This is a genomic window from Kitasatospora sp. NPDC004289 (genome assembly GCF_053602875.1).
The window spans coordinates 74,797-93,708 of record NZ_JBSGEL010000018.1 but is presented as its reverse complement, the minus strand read 5'-3'; the positions used below and the strand labels follow the sequence as shown (position 1 = coordinate 93,708).

General features: G+C 73.8%; 20 protein-coding genes and 1 pseudogene. 11 read left to right on the top strand and 10 right to left on the bottom strand.

Annotated elements, in window-relative coordinates:
* The first annotated feature begins 85 nt into the window (after positions 1–85).
* The 5 genes and pseudogenes from ACWEPF_RS14750 to ACWEPF_RS14730 all read left to right on the top strand — a co-directional run.
* Positions 86–799, top strand: coding sequence for an ABC transporter ATP-binding protein (locus ACWEPF_RS14750; protein WP_452172801.1), 714 nt, complete (start codon positions 86–88; stop codon positions 797–799).
* Positions 796–1,533: an ABC transporter permease gene (locus ACWEPF_RS14745; RefSeq protein ID WP_449797000.1), complete on the top strand. Its 738-nt coding sequence runs from the start codon at positions 796–798 to the stop codon at positions 1,531–1,533. The genes ACWEPF_RS14750 and ACWEPF_RS14745 overlap by 4 nt, the downstream gene beginning before the upstream one ends.
* Positions 1,534–1,717: 184 nt before the next feature.
* Entirely contained in the window at positions 1,718–1,921 is a 204-nt protein-coding gene (locus ACWEPF_RS14740) for a hypothetical protein (protein WP_452172800.1), read from the top strand.
* Between the two features lie 211 nt (positions 1,922–2,132).
* Positions 2,133–2,531 (top strand): hypothetical protein, encoded by a 399-nt coding sequence (locus ACWEPF_RS14735; protein WP_452172799.1) that lies wholly within the window; start codon positions 2,133–2,135, stop codon positions 2,529–2,531.
* Between the two features lie 15 nt (positions 2,532–2,546).
* Positions 2,547–4,835, top strand: a pseudogene (locus tag ACWEPF_RS14730) (MXAN_6230/SCO0854 family RING domain-containing protein); the annotation flags it as partial.
* Here the strand turns inward: ACWEPF_RS14730 and ACWEPF_RS14725 are convergent.
* The gene (locus ACWEPF_RS14725; RefSeq protein ID WP_452172798.1) at positions 4,812–5,021 is read right to left on the bottom strand and encodes a hypothetical protein; all 210 of its coding nucleotides are present in this window, start codon (positions 5,019–5,021) and stop codon (positions 4,812–4,814) included. The pseudogene ACWEPF_RS14730 and the gene ACWEPF_RS14725 sit on opposite strands and share 24 nt — an antisense overlap.
* 20 nt (positions 5,022–5,041) lie before the next feature.
* Entirely contained in the window at positions 5,042–5,806 is a 765-nt protein-coding gene (locus ACWEPF_RS14720; protein ID WP_449797004.1) for a MerR family transcriptional regulator, read from the bottom strand.
* A 113-nt stretch (positions 5,807–5,919) separates the two neighbouring features.
* Here ACWEPF_RS14720 and ACWEPF_RS14715 point away from each other — a divergent pair, with 113 nt between their 5' ends.
* From ACWEPF_RS14715 to ACWEPF_RS14705, 3 genes are read left to right on the top strand one after another with little or no spacing between them, the layout of a single operon-like run.
* Complete coding sequence (locus ACWEPF_RS14715; RefSeq protein WP_452172797.1) at positions 5,920–6,597, top strand: PH domain-containing protein; 678 nt, start codon at positions 5,920–5,922, stop codon at positions 6,595–6,597.
* Positions 6,597–7,268 (top strand): class I SAM-dependent methyltransferase, encoded by a 672-nt coding sequence (locus ACWEPF_RS14710; protein ID WP_452172796.1) that lies wholly within the window; start codon positions 6,597–6,599, stop codon positions 7,266–7,268. The genes ACWEPF_RS14715 and ACWEPF_RS14710 overlap by 1 nt, the downstream gene beginning before the upstream one ends.
* Positions 7,265–7,756, top strand: coding sequence for a hypothetical protein (locus tag ACWEPF_RS14705; RefSeq protein ID WP_449797006.1), 492 nt, complete (start codon positions 7,265–7,267; stop codon positions 7,754–7,756). Before ACWEPF_RS14710 ends, ACWEPF_RS14705 begins: the two co-directional genes overlap by 4 nt.
* A 62-nt stretch (positions 7,757–7,818) precedes the next feature.
* On the opposite strand, the gene ACWEPF_RS14700 is transcribed toward ACWEPF_RS14705, so the two are convergent.
* From ACWEPF_RS14700 to ACWEPF_RS14690, 3 genes are all read right to left on the bottom strand, one after another.
* Positions 7,819–9,525 (bottom strand): phospho-sugar mutase, encoded by a 1,707-nt coding sequence (locus ACWEPF_RS14700; RefSeq protein WP_452172795.1) that lies wholly within the window; start codon positions 9,523–9,525, stop codon positions 7,819–7,821.
* Between the two features lie 151 nt (positions 9,526–9,676).
* Positions 9,677–10,498: a purine-nucleoside phosphorylase gene (locus tag ACWEPF_RS14695; RefSeq protein WP_345289419.1), complete on the bottom strand. Its 822-nt coding sequence runs from the start codon at positions 10,496–10,498 to the stop codon at positions 9,677–9,679.
* A 148-nt stretch (positions 10,499–10,646) separates the two neighbouring features.
* A complete protein-coding gene (locus ACWEPF_RS14690) occupies positions 10,647–11,084 on the bottom strand; it encodes a gamma-glutamylcyclotransferase (protein ID WP_345289418.1) in 438 nt (145 codons plus the stop codon).
* A gap of 193 nt (positions 11,085–11,277) precedes the next feature.
* On the opposite strand from ACWEPF_RS14690, the gene ACWEPF_RS14685 reads away from it, so the two are divergent.
* The gene (locus ACWEPF_RS14685; protein WP_452172794.1) at positions 11,278–12,732 is read left to right on the top strand and encodes an NAD(P)H-quinone dehydrogenase; all 1,455 of its coding nucleotides are present in this window, start codon (positions 11,278–11,280) and stop codon (positions 12,730–12,732) included.
* Positions 12,733–12,955: 223 nt separating this feature from the next.
* Entirely contained in the window at positions 12,956–13,846 is an 891-nt protein-coding gene (locus tag ACWEPF_RS14680; protein ID WP_452172793.1) for a DeoR/GlpR family DNA-binding transcription regulator, read from the top strand.
* 141 nt (positions 13,847–13,987) lie between these two features.
* Here the strand turns inward: ACWEPF_RS14680 and ACWEPF_RS14675 are convergent, their stop codons facing one another.
* Together ACWEPF_RS14675 and ACWEPF_RS14670 are read right to left on the bottom strand one after the other, a co-directional pair.
* The gene (locus tag ACWEPF_RS14675) at positions 13,988–15,763 is read right to left on the bottom strand and encodes an acetyl/propionyl/methylcrotonyl-CoA carboxylase subunit alpha (protein ID WP_452172792.1); all 1,776 of its coding nucleotides are present in this window, start codon (positions 15,761–15,763) and stop codon (positions 13,988–13,990) included.
* Between the two features lie 234 nt (positions 15,764–15,997).
* Positions 15,998–16,726 carry a hypothetical protein gene (locus tag ACWEPF_RS14670; protein WP_452172791.1) on the bottom strand — a complete coding sequence of 243 codons (729 nt, stop codon included), beginning with the start codon at positions 16,724–16,726 and terminating at the stop codon, positions 15,998–16,000.
* A 268-nt stretch (positions 16,727–16,994) separates the two neighbouring features.
* On the opposite strand from ACWEPF_RS14670, the gene ACWEPF_RS14665 reads away from it, so the two are divergent.
* Complete coding sequence (locus ACWEPF_RS14665) at positions 16,995–17,738, top strand: alpha/beta hydrolase (protein ID WP_452172790.1); 744 nt, start codon at positions 16,995–16,997, stop codon at positions 17,736–17,738.
* A 7-nt stretch (positions 17,739–17,745) separates the two neighbouring features.
* On the opposite strand, the gene ACWEPF_RS14660 is transcribed toward ACWEPF_RS14665, so the two are convergent.
* The 3 genes from ACWEPF_RS14660 to ACWEPF_RS14650 all read right to left on the bottom strand — a co-directional run bounded on the left by ACWEPF_RS14660 (position 17,746) and on the right by ACWEPF_RS14650 (position 18,902).
* Positions 17,746–18,345, bottom strand: a complete 600-nt coding sequence (locus tag ACWEPF_RS14660) for a Maf family protein (RefSeq protein ID WP_452172789.1) — start codon at positions 18,343–18,345, stop codon at positions 17,746–17,748.
* A gap of 156 nt (positions 18,346–18,501) precedes the next feature.
* Positions 18,502–18,627, bottom strand: a complete 126-nt coding sequence (mmpB, locus tag ACWEPF_RS14655) for a morphogenic membrane protein MmpB (protein WP_452172788.1) — start codon at positions 18,625–18,627, stop codon at positions 18,502–18,504.
* Positions 18,628–18,680: 53 nt separating this feature from the next.
* Positions 18,681–18,902, bottom strand: coding sequence for an acyl-CoA carboxylase subunit epsilon (locus tag ACWEPF_RS14650; protein WP_452172787.1), 222 nt, complete (start codon positions 18,900–18,902; stop codon positions 18,681–18,683).
* Positions 18,903–18,912 lie beyond the last annotated feature (10 nt).

Here is an 18,912-nt window from a genome sequence, read left to right as displayed (position 1 = left end):
AAGGGCCCGCCGCCACAAGGCCCGCCGCCACCGAAAGCCCGCCGCGCTCCTTGACGGCACCCGCCTGCGGCGCAAAACTCATCACATGATGAATTCAGCGGTCCGGGTCGCCGGACTGACCGTCGTCCGAGGCGGGCACACCGTGCTGCACGGTCTGGACCTGGACGTCCCGGCCGGGAGCATCACCGGCCTGCTCGGCCCCAGCGGCTGCGGCAAGACCACCCTGCTGCGCTCGATCGTCGGGGTGCAGAAGACCGCCGGCGGCCGGGTCGAGGTGCTCGGCCGGGAGGCCGGGGCGGCCGAGCTGCGCCACCGGATCGGCTACGTCACCCAGGCCCCGGCCGTCTACGACGACCTCACCGTGGCCGAGAACCTCCGCTACTTCGCCGCCGTGCTCGGCGCCCCGCCCACCGACCCGGCCCGGGTGATCGAGGCCGTAGGCCTCACCGGGCACCGCGACGCCCGCACCGCGCACCTCTCCGGCGGCCAGCGGGCCCGGGTCTCGCTCGCCACGGCGCTGCTCGGCAGCCCCGAACTCCTGGTCCTGGACGAGCCCACCGTCGGGCTGGACCCGGTGCTCCGGCAGGAGCTCTGGCAGCTGTTCCGCGGCCTGGCCGACGGCGGTGCCACCCTCCTCGTCTCCAGCCACGTGATGGACGAGGCGGTCCGCTGCGACCGGCTGCTGCTGATGCGCGAGGGCCGCCTGCTCGCCTCCGACACCCCCGACGGACTGCTCCGCCGCACCGGTGCCGCCGACGTCGACGCCGCCTTCCTGACCCTGGTGGGGAGCACCTCGTGAACACTGCCCGGACCTTGGCCACCGCCCGCCGCGTCCTCGCCCAACTCCGGCACGATCCACGGACCTTGGCGATGCTGCTGGTGGTGCCCTGCCTCTTGCTCACCCTGCTGCGCTACATGTTCGACGACCAGCCGCAGCAGTTCGACCGGGTCGGTGCCGCCCTGCTCGGGATCTTCCCGCTGCTGGTGATGTTCCTGGTCACCTCGGTCGCGATGCTGCGCGAGCGGACCTCCGGCACCCTGGAGCGCCTGCTCACCATGCCGCTCGGAAAGCTCGATCTCCTCCTCGGCTACGCCCTCGCCTTCGGCCTGGTCGCCCTGGTCCAGGCCGCCCTCGCGGCCGGCCTCACCCTCGGCCTGCTCGGCCTCGACGTCCAGGGCCCCACCTGGCTGCTCTTCGCGGTCGCCCTCGGCGACGGCCTGCTCGGCATGGCGCTCGGCCTGCTGGTCTCGGCCTTCGCCCGCACCGAGTTCCAGGCCGTCCAGTTCCTCCCGGCGGTGATCCTCCCCCAACTCCTGCTCTGCGGCCTCTTCGTGCCCCGTGACGCGATGGCCGCCCCGCTCCGCTGGGCCTCCGACGTCCTCCCGCTCTCCTACGCGGTGGACGCCATGAACCGCCTCACCACCACCGCCGGCACCAGCGGCGCACTCCTCACGGACCTGGCCGTGATCGCCGGCTGCACCCTGCTGGCCCTCACCCTCGGCGCGGCCACCCTCCGCCGTCGCACCGACTGACGCCCCGTTACGGTGGGCCGGTGACCGACGACGCCGCGTCGAAGACCCGCTTCCTCGTGCTGCACGACTACGGCATGGGCGGCAGCTGGTGGTGGGTCCGCGCCCGCTCCGAACGCGAGTTGGTGGAGACCTTCGCCCAGGTCGAGGTGGTCCACGCCCCGTCCACCCGAGCCGAGGCCGAGGAGTGGGACCTGGCCGAGGCCGACGTCGACGGCTGCGTCAGGTCGAGCTGGAGGAGGACGGCCGGGCCTTCCGGAGCACCCCGGACGACTGGCCGTTCAACACCCCGTGGCTGGACCGGTACTCGCCCGAGTGGCTGCCGTTCGTGATCGCCGCACCGGAGTTCGAACACGAGTGGACCCGCGCGGTGCACGACCCGGACCGCTGAGCGGGCCCGTCGCCAGGCCCGGAACCGGAGCCGCAGCCGACCCGCCGGGCCGCCGCCGTTAAATCGCTGGGCATCCACCGGGCGGCTGGTCTACGGTGGCCCGGCGGGCGGCTCCGCGGCGTGCTTCCTTCTCCACCACCCTTCGAACCCCGTAGCGCGCCCCCTCTCCGCCCGATCCCCTTCTGTCGCCTCCGTAGAGGGATCACTCCGCATGCCCCGAGCCACTACGGCTCCCTTCGACGTCCGCGTCGACCTCGATCTCGGTTCCTTCCTGCTCCGCCGGCGCGGTGGCGTCTGCGTGGCCCCCGGTGACCTGCTGGCCGCTCCCGATCCGTGGAGCCTTCGCGGCCTGGTGGCGCTCGATGCCGACCTGGCCCTGCGCGGCTACCTGCTCACCGGCGAACTACGCGCAGCCCTGGCCACGTTGGCCCCCGCCCGGCTCGCCGAGACGGGCGACGGACTGCTCGCCCGGATCGACCACCTGCTCGGAGCGGACCGCGAGCACACCCCCTTGTTCCGCCGTTTCCCGGACGCCGTGCCCGACCACGCGCACGTCCTGTACTCCCGGCAGATCCGGGCCTTCCTGCTCAACCAGCCCAACCAGCCGTGAGCCCACTGCGGCCGCCGTGGCGCCGAGGCGGGCGTCGGAGCCCTCGCGCCCTGCGCGCACCTGCTCTGCGCGGGCTGCCTGGACGGGCTGACGGCGCGGGGCCGCGGCGACCGGTGCCCGGTCTGCGCCACGCCCCTGGGGCCGAGCGGCTACCTGCCGGAGGACAGCCGGCTCGGCCGGAAGGCCGCCGAGGAGTACGGCGGCGAACGGGTGATGCGGCCGCTGCGGCTGCTCTCCGGCAGTCAACTCGACGTCGCCATGGCGGAGTTCGGCAGGCTGCTGGCCCGCCGCACCCCGCTCTCCCCGCAGGACCGCGAGGACCTGGCCGCGCTGCTGGCGCACGCTCCGGCGGACCTCGCGCGGTGGCTCCCGGAGCGGATCCAGCTGCGCGAGACCAAGGCCACCGTGCTGGCCGAGCTGCTCCGGCGGGACGGCGTGGACGCCCTCCCGGTGCTCGCCGAGCGGATCGACACCGCGACCGACGTGCTCCGGCTGCTCTGGGCCAGGTCCGGCGCCGAGCCGGACCTGCTGCGCGGCACCGCCCGCCGGCTCCGGCTGCGCAACCTCTCCCGGCCGCTCCGCAAGGGCCTGTTGGCGATCCTGGAGGGCCTGCCGCCGACGGCCCTGGCCGAGGACCTGCGCCGCCACCGCTCGGCCTGGCTGCGGGCGGGCGAACTGCTCCACCCGTACGAGCACCGGCAGCGCTTCCCGAACGTCACCACCGCCTTCCTGCTGCTCCGGGAGACCGACCTGACGGCGCACGGGCTCGCGCCGGAGGAGGTCGGGGAGCCGCTGCGGGTGGTACGGGCGGGCGGACGTACCAAGCTGGCCTTCACCGGCTTCGCCGGGCGGGTCGAGACCCTGCTCGCGGCCGGTGACGTCATGGCGGCCACGGTCGAACTGGCGTCACGACCGGGCGAGTTGGTCCGCAGGCTGCACCACGTCCTGCGGGTGCACGCCACCACCGCTCCCGGTGCGCCGCTGCCCGGTCCGCTGCTGGGGACGGTGGCGGCCGCGCTGCTCCGGGTCGCTCCCGGCCCGCTGCTCGGCGCGTACGGGCGGCTGCGCGGCAGCCGGACGGCGGGCGAGCGCCGCCTCTACTTCCCGCGCGGCACGGTCTCGCTGGCCCACGCCCGGGAGGACCACGGCACCGCCGTCCCCGCCGAACTCTCGGCGCCGGTCTGCGCGTTGATCGAGGCGGAACTGGTACGCCGCGGCGCCGACGGCGGCGAGCGGTACCAACTCGCGCTGCTGGACGAGGCCTTGGTGGACCTGATCGCACCGTTCGCCGAGCGGGCCGCCGCCCGCACCCTGGTCTCCGTCCCGCGCGGGAGCCGTCAGCCGCTGCCCGCGGGGGACCGGTTGCGGCTGTTCCTGCACTGGATGCAGCCCGAGCACCTGCGGGTCGACCTCGACCTCTCGGTCGCGCTGTACGACGAGCGGTGGCGCTTCACCGGGCTGTGCGACTACACCAACCTGGTGCACGGCGACCGGGCCGCCGTGCACTCGGGCGACTTCGTGTCGGCACCGCCGCCGGACGGCGTCAGCGAGTTCGTCGACCTCGACCTGGAGCGGCTGCGGGCGGGCGGCTCGCGGTACGCGGTGATGATCGTCTTCAGCTACAACGACGTGTCCTTCGAGCAGTTGACGGACGCCTTCACCGGCTTCATGGACCTCGGTGGCACGCCGTCGGGCGGACGGCACTACCACCCCCGGGAGGTCCGCCAGCGGATGGACCTGGTCGGCGACGCCAAGGTCAGTGTCCCGATGATCGTGGACCTGGCCGACCGCCGCTACACCTGGACCGACCTCAACACCGGTGCCGAGGGCGGCTTCCACAGCGTGTACCGCCACCACGAGGAGGTCGGCGCGCTCAGCCGCGACGTGCTCGCCCACTTCTCCCCGGACCAGCGGGCCACCCTCTGGGACGTGGCCTGCGCCCGCGCGGCGGCCACCGCGGCCGAGGTGCTGGTGCGCGGCTGCGACGGCGGCGTCCGGCCGTGGCGGCGCGGTGCGGACGAGGACCGGGAGGCCTTCGCCGCCCGACTGCGGGCCCGGCGCGATGCCGACGGCCCGTCGGCGGCGGCCGCCGCTCTCCCCGGGCAGCTCGCCGGGAAGCGGGTGTTCGCCGCCCTGGTCGACGGCGACGTCCCCGCTCCGGAAGGGCTCTCCGGGGCGCTCTACCGCCTCTACCCGGGCCCGGTCGACGCGGCACCCGAAGCGGTGGAACGTCTGACGGCCGGTGACCTGGTGGCCGCCCTGGCCCCCCGGACGGCGCGGTCAGCGGCGGAACCGCGTCCGTGAGCGGGGCCGCGCACCGGTGCGGAGGAAGGCGACGCCCCCCAGCACGGCGACGGCGAGCAGGACGGACGGGAGCACCGTCCACCGCACCGCCCCGGCCGCGGTCAGGGCGGTGAGGCCGACCACGGCGGTGAGCAGGACGGGCAGCACGGCGCACAGCGCGAGGGCGATGCGGGGGCGACGGTTCACGGGGACTCCTCCGGGGCCGGTCATGCGACGGAACGGGCGTGGTCGAGGTACGTGGTGAGGTCGTGCCAGGCGTCGGCCGGGGCGGTCGGGTCGCCGGACAGGGCGGCCGGCTCCGCCTGCCAGGCGGATTTCACCGCGCCGGACAGGGCGCCGTCCCCGCCGGTGAAGAGCGCGCCCAGCTCGTCCATCCGCGTCACCAGCTTCCGCACCCGGGGATCGGCGGGCTCGACCCCGGCGGCCCGCAGAGCCTCCGCCCGGCGGTAGAGCTCGGGCCACTCGACGCCGAGCAGGTAGTGGGCTGCGGGGCCCAGGGCCGAGGCCCGGTCCCGCAGGGTCGCCACCTGGTCCTCGTCCAGGTGGCGGCGGAGCGCCGCCCCGCCCTCCGGGCCGGCGCCGCCCATACCCCGGAGCACCTCGATCAGGGCCGCCGTGTCCGGCGCCCGCTCGGCCGACAACTCGGCGTGGATGTAGGTCAGTTGACGCTGAAGGAGCTCCAGCGAGGCGAGCGCGGCGGTCACCCCCGCCAGGTGCTCGCCGACCAGCCGGACCGGGTCGACCCCCGCGTCGAGGCAGGTGGCGATGGTCTCCAGGCCCAGCCCGAGCCGACGGAGCGCGAGCACCTGGTAGAGCCGGGCCACGTCCTGTTCGGTGTACTCGCGGTGCCCGGAGGAGGTCCGCCGGGACGGGCTGAGCAGCCCGAGCCGGTCCCAGTGGTGCAGGGTACGGACGGTCAGCCCGCTCGCCTCCGCGAGTGCGCCGACCTTCCACGTCTGGTCGATGGTCATGGGCCCAACGATCCCCCCTGACGTCGCGTGAGGTGCAAGCCCTCGCGCCGCCCGGCCGAGGACGGCCCGGTGGCGCGGACACCGGCCGGGGCGGATGGGGCAGAATCGGCCCCATGACCGAATCCGACGGCAAGCCCGACCCGGGCAGAGCCGCCTCCGAGCCCCAGTACGCGGACCGCGTCTACCGCTCCGTCCCCGGCGTGATCTCCGGGATCATGCTGCTGGCCGTGGCCGGGTGGCTGATCATCGACGCCGCGCTCAACGGCGGTGGCCGCACCCCCTGGATCGCGCTGGCCTGCGCCCCGGTCTTCTGCCTGCCGGTGGTCGCGTACACGCTTCGCCCCGCCGTGCTGGCCAACGACCGGCGGCTGCTGGTGCGCAACCCCTTCCGCACGGTGCACGCCCCCTGGGTGTCCGTAGAGGGCCTGCGCGCCGGGTACTCGGTCGAGCTGTTCGCGGGCGGCAAGAAGTACCAGGTCTGGGCCGTCCCGGTCTCGCTGCGGGCCCGCAAGAAGGCCGGCCGGGCCGCCGCCCGGGCCGCCGCCGGCGGCGACCCGCGCGCCTCCCGGACCGCCTCGCTGACCAACCCGCTGCGCAGCGGCAACGCCGGCGAGGTCGACCCGACCAAGGCCTGGTCCGACCAGGTGGTGATCACCCTCCAGGAGATCGCCGAGCGCAACGCCGCCCGTCCGGAGGCGGCGGGCGAGGTGACGGTCCGTTGGTGCTGGTGGATCATCGCCCCGGCGGTGGTCGGACTGATCACCCTCGTCACCCTGATCGCGGTCACCTGATGGACGCCACGGGGGGAGCGGCGGAAGCCGGCCAGGGCCCGGACCAGGACCCGATCCGCCGCAGCTACGACACGGTCGCGCAGGAGTACGCCGACCGCATCGGCGACGAGCTGGCCGGCAAGCCGCTGGACCGGGCCCTGCTGACCGCCCTGCTGGAGCAGCTGACGGACCCGCAGGCCCCGGTCGCCGACCTGGGCTGCGGGCCCGGCCACGTCACCGGCTGGCTGGCCGACCACGGCGCCCGGGCGGTCGGCATCGACCTCTCCCCGGCGATGGTCGAGCTGGCCCGCCGGGACCACCCGTCCGCCGAGTTCCGCGAGGGCGACCTGCGCGGCCTGCCGGCCGCCGACGGCGAGTTCGGCGGCGCCGTCGCCCTGTACTCGCTGATCCACCTGCCCCCGGCCGAGCACCGCGCCGTCCTCACCGAGGTCGCCCGCACCCTCCGCCCGGGCGCCCCGCTGCTGCTCGCCTTCCACCGCGGCAGCGAGGCCCGCCACCTCACCGACTGGTGGGGCCACCAGGTGGACGTGACCTTCCACTTCCTCGACCCCGACACGGTGACCGCCGACCTCACCGCCGCCGGCTTCACCCTCCGCGCCCGCCTCGACCGCGCCCCGCACCCCCACGAGGCCGAGACCGACCGCAGCTACCTGCTGGCCGTGCGGTCGTGACCACCGCGGTCCATCCGGAGTCGGGCCTGGAGAAGAGCGTCTGGAGCGACGCGGACTTCGAGTCGATGGGCTGGCACGACGCGACGGTCCACGGGCTGACGGTCCAGCAGGCCGAGGTGTCCCCGCGCCTGCTGCTGGACCTCGACCACATCGTCCGCTGGGTGCACCCGGTGCGGCCGGCCAAGACCTTCTCGTTCTGGGTGGCCCCGGCCACCCTGGTCTTCGAGGAGGTCTGGGACGTCCAGGGCGGTCTCGACTTCAAGGACCTCTGGCTGGAGCTGGAGCTGGACGAGGTGCACCGGCTCCCGGCGCCGGACGGCCGCGCGCAGTGGCCGCAGTGGCACCTGCAGGGCCACTCCTTCGACCTGAGGTTCCGGGCGGCGGGCTTCCGGCAGTACGTCCGCCAGGCGCCCCGGCTCTCCCCGGGTCCGGCTCTCACCGCCGCCGAGCGCGGCGGCTGCGCCTTCACCGAGCTCGGCTTCGCCTGAGCGACGTCGCGAGCCCCGCCCCGGAGGACCGGGACGGGGCTCCGTCGTGCGCGGACGGTCCGTCAGATGCCGGCCGCTGCGGCGAGGTCGCGCTTGATCGCGTCGAGCAGGGCGGTGGCCCGGGTCCGGGTGTCGCCGAGGTCGGCGGCGGTGGCGACCGGGAGGACGACCTCCAGGTAGCACTTGAGCTTGGGCTCGGTGCCGGAGGGGCGGACCACGATGCGGGCGGCGGTGACGCCCTCGCCGGCCAGGTAGTAGCGCAGGCCGTCGGTCGGCGGCAGCTCCGGCGTGCCGGCGGCGAGGTCGTCGGCACGGGTGACCTTGAGGCCGGCCAGCACCGTCGGCGGCTGCTCGCGCAGCCGCTGCATCGCGGAGGAGATCACCGTCAGGTCGGAGACCCGCACCGAGAGCTGGTCGGTGGCGTGCAGGCCGTGCTCCAGCGCCAGGTCGTCGAGCAGGTCGGTCAGGGTGCGGCCGGAGCGCTTGAGCACGGCGGCGAGTTCGGCCACCAGCAGGGCTGCGGTGATGCCGTCCTTGTCGCGGACGCCCTCGGGGTCGACGGAGTAGCCGAGCGCCTCCTCGTAGCCGTAGCGCAGGCCCTCGGCGCGGGAGATCCACTTGAAGCCGGTGAGCGTCTCGGCGTAGCCGAGGCCCGCGGCCGCGGCGATCCGGCCGAGCAGGGTGGAGGAGACGATGGTGGTGGCGAAGGTGCCGCGGGCCCGCTTGGCCACCAGCGCGGAGCCGAGCAGTGCGCCGACCTCGTCGCCGCGCAGCATCCGCCAGCCGCCGTTGTCACTGCCGGTGCCGCCGGTGCCGCCGTCGCTGACGGCCACGGCGCAGCGGTCGGCGTCCGGGTCGTTGGCGATCACGATGTCGGGGCCGACCGAGGCGGCGGTGCGGAAGGCGAGGTCCATCGCCCCCGGCTCCTCCGGGTTGGGGAAGGAGACGGTCGGGAAGTCCGGGTCCGGCTCGGCCTGTTCGGCCACCACGGTCGGCGCGGGGAAGCCGGCCCGCTTGAAGGCGGCCACCAGCACGTCGCGGCCGACGCCGTGCATCGGGGTGTAGACCACGTCGAGGTCGCGCGGCCCGGCCGGGTCGACCACGGTGACGGCCCGGTCGAGGTAGGCCTCCAGGACCTCCTCGCCGAGCACCTCCCAGCCGCCCTCGGCCAGCGGCACCTCGGCCAGCGAGCCGATCGCGTCGATCTCGGCGGCGATGCCCGCGTCGGCCGGCGGCACGATCTGCGAGCCGTCGCCGAGGTAGACCTTGTAGCCGTTGTCCTGCGGCGGGTTGTGACTGGCCGTCACGGTGACGCCGGCCGCGGCGCCCAGGTGGCGGACGGCGAAGGCGAGCACGGGGGTGGGCAGCGCGCGGGGCAGCAGGGCGGCGCGCAGCCCTGCGCCGACCACCACGGCGGCGGTGTCGCGGGCGAAGTCGTACGACTTGTGGCGGGCGTCGTAGCCGACCACCACCAGGTCGCCGAGCCCCTCCTTCTTCACGTACGCGGCCAGCCCGGCGGCGGCCCGGATCACCACGGCGCGGTTCATCCGCATCGGGCCCGCGCCCAGCTCGCCGCGGAGCCCGGCGGTGCCGAACTGCAGCCGGTCGCTGAACCGCTCGGCCAGCCGGGACCAGGCGATCCGCTCGGCGCCCTCCGGCTCGCCCTCGGCGGCGGCCAGCAGCGCGGTCAGCTCCTCGCGGGTCTCCTGGTCCGGGTCCTCGGCGAGCCAGGCCCGGGCGCGCGCGAGCAGATCGGTGGTCTGGGACATTGCTGCCAGCTCCCTCTGAGGGTCGTACGAGCCGTACCGCCGGGTGGTCACGACGGCGGCACCCGGCCGGGCTCTGGATTGACGAAGCCGTCGCCCCGGCGTCACCGCCGGAGCAACGGCCCCTTCCTACTGATTCTGCGTCAGATCCGCGTCAGATCCGCTCAAGGACCTTCGCGAGCAGCGCGCCCATCCGCTCGGCGCTGGCCTTGCCGGCCTCCAGCACCTCTTCGTGGTTGAGCGGCTCGCCGGTGATGCCGGCGGCCAGGTTGGTGACCAGGGAGATGCCCAGCACCTCGGCGCCGGCCTCGCGGGCGGCGATGGCCTCCAGCGTGGTGGACATGCCGACCAGCTCGCCGCCGATCGCCCGGACCATGCCGATCTCGGCCGGGGTCTCGTAGTGCGGGCCGCGGAACTGCACGTACACGGCCTCGTCCAGCGAGGAGTCCACCTCGCGGCAGAGCTCGCGCAGGCGCTTGGAGTACAGGTCGGTGAGGTCGACGAAGTTGGCGCCGACGATCGGGGAGTCCGCGGTGAGGTTGATGTGGTCGCTGATCAGCACCGGCTGGCCGGGGGTCCAGCCCTCGCGCAGGCCGCCGCAGCCGTTGGTGAGCACGATGGTCTCGCAGCCCGCCGCGGCGGCGGTGCGCACGCCGTGCACCACGGTGGCCACGCCGTGGCCCTCGTAGTAGTGGTTGCGGCCCAGGAAGATGAGCGCGCGCTTGTCGCCGATCTTGACGGACCGGATCTTGCCGGAGTGGCCGGCCACGGCCGGAGCCGGGAAGCCGGGCAGCTCGGTGACCGGGAACTCAGCCACGGTCTCGCCGAGGGCGTCGGCGGCCGGCACCCAGCCGGAGCCCATGACGAGGGCGACGTCGTGGCGCTCGGCGCCGGTCAGCTCGCGCAGCTTGGCGGCGGCCTCCTGGGCGGCGGCGTACGGGTCGGCGGAGAGCTTGGACTGAGGAGATGCGTTCACGTGACCGAGGATAGACGGCAATCGCCTACGCGCGTAGACATATCGCCCCTGAACTGCCGGATCGTTACCCGGATGGGCGGTAGGTCCAAACGGCGGCGCACGGGAGAACGCGCTGTTCGGAGAGTCCTCCGAACCCCCTGGTGCCCCGTCAGCAGGGCCGGCGGCGCAGGTCCAGCACGTAGTCGTCCGGAGCGCCCGCGCTCTCCGCCGCGTCGGCGATCAGCCCGAGGTAGCGGGCGGCGGGCAGCCCGCCCTCCCAGTCGTTCAGCACGTACGTCCAGACCGGGATCTCCCCGTCCAGGGTGTGCGCGCGCAGCCGGACCTTCCGGTAGATGCCCAGCTGGACGCCCTCCCAGCGGTCCAGGCCGTCCTCGTCCATCGGCGCCACGTCGTAGAGCGAGACGAAGACCTGCTCCTTCTCGTCCTCCACCACCGTGGCCAGCGAGCCCTCCCAGCCCAGCTGCTCCCCGCCGAAGGTCAGCCGCCAGCCGGTCAGCCAGCCCGTCCCGCGCAGCGGGGAGTGCGGGGCCCGGCGGGTCATCTGCCGGGCGTCGAGGTTGGTGGCGTACGCGGCGTAGAGGGGCATGGTCGTCAGCCTACGGGAGAGCACCGGCCGCCAGGGTGCACCCGGGGATCTTCCTGACGGACCGTCGGACACCGCCGGACGGACCGTCGGACACCGCCGGACGGGGCCCGGACGCACCGGCGGGGCGGCCGCCCGTGGTCGCATGACACAGTGCGGAGCCCCCGGCGTGTCCTCGTTACCGGCGTACGGGACAATGGTGCGCGTGACTCGGATCGTGATCATCGGTGGCGGACCCGGCGGATACGAGGCGGCCCTGGTGGCCGCCCAACTCGGCGCGGAGGTGACCGTCGTCGACCGCGACGGTCTGGGCGGGTCGGCGGTGCTGACGGACTGCGTGCCGTCCAAGACCCTGATCGCCACGGCGGAGGTGATGACCACCTTCGACAGCTCGTACGAGGAGCTGGGCATCATCGTCGCCGACGACACCCCGCACGTGGACACCCCGGCCCGGGTGGTCGGCGTCGACCTCGGCAAGGTCAACCGACGGGTGAAGCGCCTGGCCATCGCGCAGTCCCACGACATCACCCAGTCCGTCACCCGGGCGGGCGTCACCGTGCTCCGCGGCAAGGGCCGGCTCGGCGCCGGCGGCCAGGCGGTGGACGGCTCCCGCGAGGTGATCGTGGAGGCGCCCGACGGCACCACCGAGTCGCTGCGCGCCGACGCCGTGCTGGTCGCCACCGGCGTGCACCCGCGCGAGCTCCCCGACGCCCAGCCGGACGGCGAGCGCATCCTGACCTGGACCCAGGTCTACGACCTGGAGGAGCTGCCCCGCGAGCTGATCGTGGTCGGCTCCGGCGTGACCGGCGCCGAGTTCGCCGGCGCCTACCAGGCGATCGGCTCCGAGGTCACCCTGGTCTCCTCGCGCGACCGGGTGCTGCCGGGCGAGGACCCGGACGCCGCCGAGGTGCTGGAGGAGGTCTTCCGCCGCCGCGGCATGAACGTGATGTCCCGCTCCCGCGCCGAGGGTGCCAAGCGCATCGGCGACCGGGTGGAGGTCACCCTCGCGGACGGCACCGTCATCTCCGGCACGCACTGCCTGATGGCGGTCGGCTCGATCCCCAACACCGCCGACCTCGGTCTGGAGGAGGCCGGCGTCCAGCTGAACGACTGGGGCCAGATCAAGGTCGACCGGGTCTCCCGCACCACCGCCCCCGGCGTCTACGCGGCCGGCGACTGCACCGGCGTCTTCATGCTCGCCTCGGTGGCGGCCATGCAGGGTCGGATCGCCATGTACCACGCGCTGGGCGACGCGGTACAGCCGCTGGACCTCAAGACGGTCGCCTCCAACGTCTTCACCGACCCGGAGATCGCCACCGTCGGGTACACCGCGGCCGACGTCTCCTGCGGCAAGATGGACGCCGTCGAGGTCAAGCTGCCGCTGCGCGGCAACCCCCGGGCCAAGATGCAGGGCATCCGGGACGGCTTCGTGAAGCTCTTCGCCCGCCCCGGCACCGGCATCGTGGTCGGTGGCGTGGTGGTCGCGCCGCGCGCCAGCGAACTCATCCATTCGATTTCGCTCGCCGTGGACAACAACTTGACGGTCGAACAGGTGGCCCGTGCGTTCACGGTCTACCCGTCACTCTCCGGCTCCACCGCCGAGGCCGCCCGCCAGCTGCACATCCGCAAGCGGGAGGGCTCGGACTCCTGAGCTGGGCAAAGGAGTTGAGGCGGTCGCCGGTGGCGGCCGCCTCTGTCGTCCCACTCCGACGGCGGAGCGTGACGAACCGTCAGCACTGGCGCGCATTGTACGGTCGCACGCCGCTCCGACGTGAGCATTTCCCGATACCAGCTGCAAACGCCTGAAAGCAGACGGTCATTCAGTTACCGTCGGTTCTGTGTTTGCTGCAGAACGTCGCCAGTTGATTCTCGAAATGGTGCGAGCCAACGGAGCCGTGTCGCTCCGCGAGTTGGCACGCGTCGTCCAGACCTCCGAGGTCACCGTCCGCCGGGACGTCCGCGCGCTGGAGGCCGAGGGGCTCCTCGACCGCCGGCACGGCGGTGCGGTGCTCCCCGGTGGCTTCAGCCGTGAGCCGGGCTACCCGCAGAAGACCCATCTGTCCGCCGCCGAGAAGAGCGCCATCGCCGACCTGGCCGCCGGCCTGGTCGAGGAGGGCGACGCGGTGGTGGTCGGAGCCGGGACCACCACCCAGGAGCTGGCCCGCCGGCTGGCCCGGGTGCCCGGGCTGACGGTGGTCACCAACTCGCTGCTGGTCGCCCAGGCCCTCGCGCACGCCAACCGGGTCGAGGTGGTGATGACCGGCGGCACCCTGCGCGGCTCCAACTACGCCCTGGTGGGCAGTGGGGCGGAGCAGTCGCTCCAGGGGCTGCGGGTCTCCAAGGCCTTCATCTCCGGCAGCGGTCTGACCGCCGAGCGCGGGCTCTCCACCACCAACATGCTCTCCGCGAGCGTGGACCGGGCACTGGTGCAGTCGGCCACCGAGGTCATCGTCCTCGCCGACCACACCAAGCTCGGCGCGGACACCATGTTCCAGACCGTGCCCACCGAGGCGATCACCCGGCTGGTGACGGACGAGCAGGCCGCCGCCACCGACCAGACCGCCCGCGAGCTGGACGCGCTGGCCGACTGCGGGGTGCAGATCTCGGTGGCCCCGGTCGGCCCGCCGATGGAGGCCCAGGTGCACCCGCACCCGGCCCCCTCGGGCGCCGCCCCCCGCCGCCCGGCCCCGCTCCCCGGCCAGCGCCGCCCGAACCACCAACTCCCGGGCCGGATGCCCGAGCTGACGGTCACCCGGGCCCGCTGACGCCCCTGCGGGGCATGCTCCCGGCCCGGTCCGGGCGGCTGCCGCCGAGGCGCGTGCCGTCCCCGCCCCACCCTTCCGGCAGACACGGCCGGGGCCCCGCCGCAGCAGTGCGACGGGGCCCCTCTCCGGAGTCGTTCCGGGTCAGTCCTTGATCTCGCAGAGCGCGGCACCGCTGCTCACGCTGGCGCCCACCTCGGCCTTGAGGCCGGTGATGGTGCCCGCCTTGTGGGCGTTGAGCGGCTGCTCCATCTTCATCGCCTCCAGGACCACGATCAGCTCGCCCTCGGCGACGACCTGGCCCTCCTCGACGGCGACCTTGACGATGGTGCCCTGCATCGGCGAGGCCAGCGTGTCACCGCTGACCGCCGAACCGGCCTTCTTGCTGCCGACCCGCCGCTTGGCCTTGCCGGTCGCCGAGGCGCCCGCCGCCGGGGCCGCCGCCACACCGAGCGAGGAGGGCAGCGAGACCTCGATCCGCTTGCCGCCGACCTCGACCACCACGGTCTCCCGCTGGTCGGCCTCCTCGCCCTCCACGCCACCGCCGGTGAAGGCCGGGATGGTGTTGTCGAACTCGGTCTCGATCCAGCGGGTGTAGACCGTGAACGGGCCCTCGCCGCCGTGCACCTCCGGCGCGAACGCCGGGTCGGTGACGACCACCTGGTGGAACGGGATGGCGGTGGCCATGCCCTCCACCTTGAACTCCGCCAGCGCCCGCGCGGCGCGCTGCAGCGCCTGCTTGCGGGTGGCGCCGGTGACGATCAGCTTGGCCAGCAGGGAGTCCCAGGCCGGGCCGATGACCGAGCCGGACTCCACGCCCGCGTCCAGGCGGACACCGGGGCCGGACGGCGGGGCGAACAGCGTCACCGTGCCGGGGGCCGGCAGGAAGTTGCGGCCCGGGTCCTCGCCGTTGATCCGGAACTCGATGGAGTGGCCGCGGACCTCGGGGTCGTCGTAGCCGAGCTCCTCGCCGTCCGCGATCCGGAACATCTCGCGGACCAGGTCGATCCCGGTGACCTCCTCGGAGACCGGGTGCTCCACCTGGAGGCGGGTGTTGACCTCCAGGAAGGAGATCAGCCCGTCCTGGGAGACCAGGAACTCGCAGGTGCCGGCGCCGACGTAGCCCGCCTCGCGCAGGATCGCCTTGGAGGCGCGGTACAGCTCCGCGTTCTGCTCGTCCGTGAGGAACGGCGCGGGCGCCTCCTCGACCAGCTTCTGGTGGCGGCGCTGGAGCGAGCAGTCACGGGTCGAGACGATCACCACGTTGCCGTGCTGGTCGGCCAGGCACTGGGTCTCGACGTGCCGCGGGTTGTCCAGGTACTGCTCGACGAAGCACTCGCCGCGGCCGAAGGCGGCGACCGCCTCGCGGACCGCCGACTCGTACAGCTCGGGGATCTCCTCCAGCGTGCGGGCCACCTTCAGACCGCGACCGCCACCGCCGAAGGCCGCCTTGATGGCGACCGGCAGACCGTGCTCGCTCGCGAAGGCGACCACCTCGTCGGAGCCCGAGACCGGGTCCGCGGTGCCGGCCACCAGCGGGGCGCCGGCGCGCTGCGCGACGTGACGGGCCGTCACCTTGTCGCCCAGGTCGCGGATGGCCTGCGGCGGCGGGCCGATCCAGATCAGCCCGGCGTCGATCACGGCCTGCGCGAACTCGGCGTTCTCCGACAGGAAGCCGTAGCCGGGGTGGACCGCGTCCGCGCCCGAGTCGGCCGCCGCCTTGAGCACCTTGGCGATGTCCAGGTAGCTGGTGGCCGGGGTGTCGCCGCCGAGGGCGTACGCCTCGTCGGCCGCGCGGACGTGCAGGGCGTCCCGGTCCGGCTCGGCGTAGACGGCGACGCTGGCGATACCGGCGTCCGAGCAGGCCCGGGCGACTCGGACGGCGATTTCGCCGCGGTTGGCGATGAGCACCTTGCGCACGTTTGGCTCCCTTCTTGAACCTCGTTGAGCTTAGGGTTTGCGGGGTCTTACCGGCGAGTAGCCCCAGGTGGTGAGCTTGCCCACACGGAGCGTGACGCGGATTCGTGACCGCCCGGCCACGGAGCGGGACACTCCGCTGGTCGCGACGTTACGCGGACCGGCTGGAGGCGGCCTCGAAGGCGGACGGCGGGCGCGCTGCGCGTCGTGGCCTTCGCCACACGGGCGGCGGGTGACTCATCCGGCCGCCACGAGTGCCAGGTCGGTGATGTCGGCGGCGAGTTCCACCACGTCAGGTCCGTAGGCCTTGGGGTTGACCACCCGGAGCACCAGGGCGAAGGTCGCGTCCCGGCCGTGGCTGCGGGCCAGCTGGGCCCGGTGGGCGATCAGGTAGCGGACCGCCGCATGGTTGGAGGTCGCGGTCTGACCGGCTATCAGGAAGACCGGGCGGCTCTCCTCGGCGGCCCGTATCCGGGCCAGCAGGACGTAGCTGCTCGACCGGTCGCCGGCCGCTTCGAAGTGGAACTCCCGGTCGCCGGCCGCGATGGCGGAGCCGTACGGTCCGCCCGGGACGGAGGTGAAGCTCACCCCGGGCAGCCAGTTGCGCAGGTGGGCGGCGGTGCGCTCGTTGCTCTCCGGGCCGCCGAGGCAGAACTCGGCCTTGTCGCCGAGCCCTTGGCGGACCTGGTCGTGCGCGGTGACGTCCGCCTGCGCCCCGCACTCCTTGATCAGTGCGGCCAGCTCCATCAGCGCGTACACGTCGCTGCGCGAGACGCTCTTCGAACTCGACGCCCCGGTGTGCCGGTTGACCACCAGGAGGCACTCCGAGCCGGCCGGCATGCCGAAGAACGCGCGGACCCGGCCGGTCCGCCGGCGCCGCCGCAGGGTGTGCGCGATCCAGCCGAGACCGGCGCTGATGGCACTGGCCAGCAGGCCGAGCACCACGTTGAGCAGGCTGTCGAGCACCGTACGCTCCCTCTCCGCTCGCCGTCCCGGCCCGATGACCGCGCCAGCCTAGCGGCCGGGTGCGGGCGGAGGCTTGGCCCTCAGTGACAGATGTGCGGGCCGCGATCTGTCCGGATCCGCAGGGCGGAATCGGAACGCGATGGTCCGGTTTCGGGTGTCGAACTGTAATGGTCTGGACCATTGACGGCTTTTCGGCCCGCTCCCTAGCGTGTCCGCCGACGGACGCCGCACGGCGCCCGTGGTCACCTCGACGGGGGAAGTCGAAGAGATGAAGCTGCGCACCGCCCTGCCCGTGTCCGTCTGCACCGCCCTGCTGCTCACCGGCTGCGGCTCCACCGGCTCCCCGGGCGGCACCGCCGCCGCCCCGAAGCCCAGTGCCTCCACCTACGGCTGCCTGGCCCAGGACCGCGCCGACAAGGGCTCCTTCGCCCTGGACAGCGTCGCCAAGCGGGACGCCTACTTCCAGGACTCCGACGCCGGGCACGCCAAGGTGGCGGTGGTCCTCTCGCACGAGAACGGGTCCTCGCTCTGCGACTGGATCCCCTTCGTCGAGGACTTCGCCAAGGCCGGCTACGCCAGCCTCGCCTTCACCTCCGCCGGGGACGTCGCCCAGGACGTCGAGGCCGCGGCGGCGTACCTCAAGGGCAAGGGCGTGCAGCGGACGGTGCTGATCGGCGCCTCCAAGGGCGGCACCGCCTCGCTGGCCGCCGCGGCCACCCCCGGCGCGCTCCCGGTGGCCGCCGTGGTGACCCTCAGCTCGCCGACGTACCACGGCAGTTGGGACGGCAAGGCGGCGATCGGCAAGCTCACGGTGCCGCTCCTCATCGCCGTCCAGGAGAACGACCAGCCGTTCGCCGAGAACGCCGCCGAACTGGCCGCCGCGGCCACCGCCGCCCCGGTCAAGGAGCTGAAGGTCTACCAGGGCGCCAGCCACGGAACCCGGCTGCTGGAGCAGGGCACCGCCAAGGCCGACCTGCTCGCCTTCCTGGCGAAGAACGCCCCCGCGGGTTGACGGCTGCTCAGGCGGCCCAGAGGTCGGTGATCCGGATGCCGAGGTCGGCCAGCAGCGTGCGCAGCAGCGGCAGCGAGAGGCCGATCACGTTGCCCGGGTCCCCGTCGATCCCGTCGATGAACGGCGCCGAGCGGCCGTCCAGGGTGAACGCCCCCGCGACGTACAGGGGTTCACCCGTCGCGATGTACGCGGCCAGCTCGGCGTCGTCCGGGTTCCCGAAGCGCACGGTGGTCGAGGCGGTCGCGGACGCCTCCTTGCCGGTCGCGGTGTCGATCACGCAGTGGCCCGTCCGCAGCACGCCCTCGCGGCCGCGCATCGCCTGCCAGCGGAGCAGCGCGTCGGCGGCGTCGTCCGGCTTCCCGAGCGCCTTCCCGTCCAGCTCCAGCACCGAGTCGCACCCGATCACCAGCTGACCGCCCGTGAGCTCCCCGGCCACCTTCCGCGCCTTGGCCTCCGCCAGCACCAACGCCAGCTCCCCGGGCGAGGCCGCACTCAACGCGTCCTCGTCCACCCCGCTGACCACGACCTCCGGCGCCAACCCCGCCTGCCGCAACAACCCCAACCGCGCCGGCGACTGCGACGCCAACACCACCACACGCTGACTCATACGGCCCAGCCTAGGGGAATCGGTTGCACCGGGGGCGCGGGGAACTGCGCGAGTGCGGAAGGCGGACCAGCGTGAGGTCGGGGCAGGCGAGCCAGTTGCCCGTGCTGCCGTTCCCCCGCGCGCAGTTCCCCGCGCCCCTGCGGGGCGCACCCGCAGTCACAGGACGAGGAGCAGCGCCATCACGAAGAGGAGAACCGCCAGCACCGGACCGGCGCGGCGGAGCATCCGTTGTGCCCGCCGCGCCTCGTCCGATTCCTCATCCCGCGGGTCCGACCAGAGCACCTCACCAGCCTGCGCCCCGCCCCGCCCGGAATGCCTGAGTACGGATACTCAACTCACCCGGCCCACCCGGAGGCTCGCCAGGCGTTCGGCCCCGGTGCGGGCGCGTGCCGCATCCGCCGGGCCCGGTCGTTCCACGCGGAGGCCGGGCCGACGCCAGCCCGCCGGGCCGCCTCCTCGGCGGCTGCGGCTGCGGCGGCCCGGGCTGAGACCACCGCCAGGACGGTGGCCAGCTCCTCGGGGGTCGGCTGCCCGTGCAGCACCTGAATGGGACTCATGTACAGATCC